This is a genomic window from Algoriphagus sp. NF (genome assembly GCF_028823735.1).
GTDB lineage: Bacteria > Bacteroidota > Bacteroidia > Cytophagales > Cyclobacteriaceae > Algoriphagus > Algoriphagus marincola.
Window position 1 is genome coordinate 1 of record NZ_JAPEIB010000085.1, and the last position, 2,404, is coordinate 2,404.

Below are 2,404 nucleotides of genomic sequence, written 5' to 3' on the forward strand. Positions count from 1 at the left end.
TAGCTTTTCTTTATTTGCGCTCAGCATATTTCACCTAGTTCAAAATTATCTTCTCTGTTTCAAGTGTTTTTTCTTCCAAAGCCAAAATATCAGCTTTGATATCTTTCAAAGACCGGAGCGGCTTGAATTCGTAGAAGTACTTGGTGAAGTTGATCTCGTAGCCAACTTTAGTCTTGCTGTGATCAATCCATGCTTCTGGTAGGTGCGGTTTAACTTCTGCGTCGAAATATTCTTCGATGGTTTGAGGAACCAGTTTACCAGTCTTATCTTTTTTCAGAAATGGAATATTCTCATAGTCACGCAAAGTGGTGTCCGGTTTTGGCTTTCCTTTGGTCTTGGTGACTTTACCTTTTTCATCTTTCAAAGGTTGCTCAACTGTAATTCGCCAGTATCCAAAAAACTCATTTGGAAGAATTTTGACAAACTCATTTTCCTCAAAGTTTCCGTAGAGGTTGGTGATGAACCCGACGCCTCGTTCAGAGCCGTTTTCGACGATTTTCTTGCGCTTATTTCCTAAGCTTTTGTCCATTTTTTGCCAAAAACGATTGAAGTCTAGTTTGCCTTCTTTGACCAGTTCCTCGTCTTTTGCTCCTGTGGCGTTGATTAATTGGACTTTGCCTTTACGTTCAGCAGTCTTATGATTACTGATAATCCAGACATAGGTACTTATACCCGTGTTATAAAATAATTGATCGGGCAACGCGATCACCGCTTCCAGCCAATCGTTTTCAATGATCCATTTACGAATATTGCTTTCACCACTCTCGGCTGCACCAGTAAAAAGTGGTGAGCCGTTGAAGACAATAGCGATCCTTGATCCACTATCCTTCATCTTAGAAATCATGTGCTGTAAAAACAACAAAGACCCGTCATTGATACGTGGCAATCCTGCACCAAAACGGCCATCCATGCCTTTCTTATCTGATTCGGCTTTGATGATTTTTTCGGCTTTTTTCCAATCTACTCCAAAAGGAGGGTTGGATAGCATATAGTCGAATTTCTCATCTTCCAGACCATCAACTGTAAAGGTATTTCCAAACTTGATGTTACTAGGATTCTGTCCTTTGATCAGCATATCCGATTTACAAATCGCATAAGACTCTGGATTGATCTCCTGGCCGAAGACCTTTAGCTCTGCATTTTTGTTGTTGTCCTTGATGTGTTTTTCGGCAACTGAAAGCATCCCTCCAGTACCACAAGCCGGATCATAAAGAGTCTTCACGATGCCATCCGTGGTCAAAGTTTCGGAGTCATCCGTAAACAGAATGTCCACCATAAGCTTAATTACTTCACGGGGGGTAAAATGCTCTCCGGCTGTTTCATTGGACTGTTCAGCAAATTTCCGGATCAGTTCCTCGAAAGTGTAGCCCATTTCCATGGACTCCATATCCGCAAGATCAATTTCCTGGAAAGACTTGACCACACGAAAAAGAATATCGGCTTTCGGATCGTCCATTCGATCAATATGATCATCAAAGTTGAAATACTCGATGATTTCCCGCGCGCTAGTCGAAAACCCATTGATGTAGTTTCGAAGGTTTGCCGCAACATTATTTGGGTCAGCGACGATCTTATCAAAATCAAATGAGCTTCTGTTGTGGAAGTTGTGCCCAGCAATTTTGTTTAGGGCAATATCTTTAGCTCCTTCTTTCAGGGTTTCAACCTTGGGAAGGTAGTTCAAAACCTTTTCTTTTGTGGGCTTCAGAATACAGTCCAATCGTCTTAGGACTGTCATAGGGAGGATCACCTTACCATAGTCTGATTGCTTGTAGTCGCCTCTTAACAAGTCCGCGACTTTCCAGATCAGGTCGGCTTTTTCCTTAAAATTTTTCATGCGTATGCTTCAATCTTGAAAATGTGGGCTTCTTCCTATCTACCAATTAGCGGAAAAATTCCAAATGATTATTGGTCAACAAGGCTTGATTGGGTTTTTTTTAAATCCAAGATTACCCCCAGCCCTTATGCAAATGGATTTATTCTTGGCAACCTTTCTGGCTTACTAAAAAGTCCATTGGCCTAACCTCGCTCCAATATAGGTAATTGAGCCCTTTCTCCCTATGTGCGATTGAGGAAACTAGCTTTCTCTGACAATTAATGTCGGTTACAATATTCTAAGTTTCAAAAGCAAATCGTTTGATTTAAAAACAAGTAACTTTCTGAAAAAGAGCCAAATACTATGTTTGATAAATTGATCAAGGAAATTGAGAAAATGGAAAAGATGATATTATCTATTCCTCTTGAAACTGATGCTGACGGGTATTTAGATAAAGAATGTCCAAGTGAAGAATGCCTCTTCCAGTTTAAAATAAAGCCAAAGGACTGGGAGAAAGTTGAACAAAATGACGTTGCTTTCTGCCCCTTTTGTCGGCACGAGGATGAACCAGAAAATTGGTACACCACCGAG

2 protein-coding genes are annotated in these 2,404 nt (G+C 40.6%); one reads left to right on the forward strand and one right to left on the reverse strand.

What is annotated here, in order from left to right; all coding sequences use genetic code 11:
* Positions 1–34: 34 nt before the first annotated feature.
* Positions 35–1,834 carry a type I restriction-modification system subunit M gene (locus OU792_RS18370; RefSeq protein WP_274671030.1) on the reverse strand — a complete coding sequence of 600 codons (1,800 nt, stop codon included), beginning with the start codon at positions 1,832–1,834 and terminating at the stop codon, positions 35–37.
* A gap of 342 nt (positions 1,835–2,176) precedes the next feature.
* Here OU792_RS18370 and OU792_RS18375 point away from each other — a divergent pair.
* A partial coding sequence (locus tag OU792_RS18375; RefSeq protein WP_274671031.1) for a hypothetical protein occupies positions 2,177–2,404 on the forward strand: 228 nt, incomplete at its 3' end.

What these genes read in the sequence shown, in the direction of transcription:
- OU792_RS18370 (WP_274671030.1), bottom strand. Translation starts at nt 1,834, where the DNA reads ATGAAAAATTTTAAGGAAAAAGCCGACCTGATCTGGAAAGTCGCGGAC.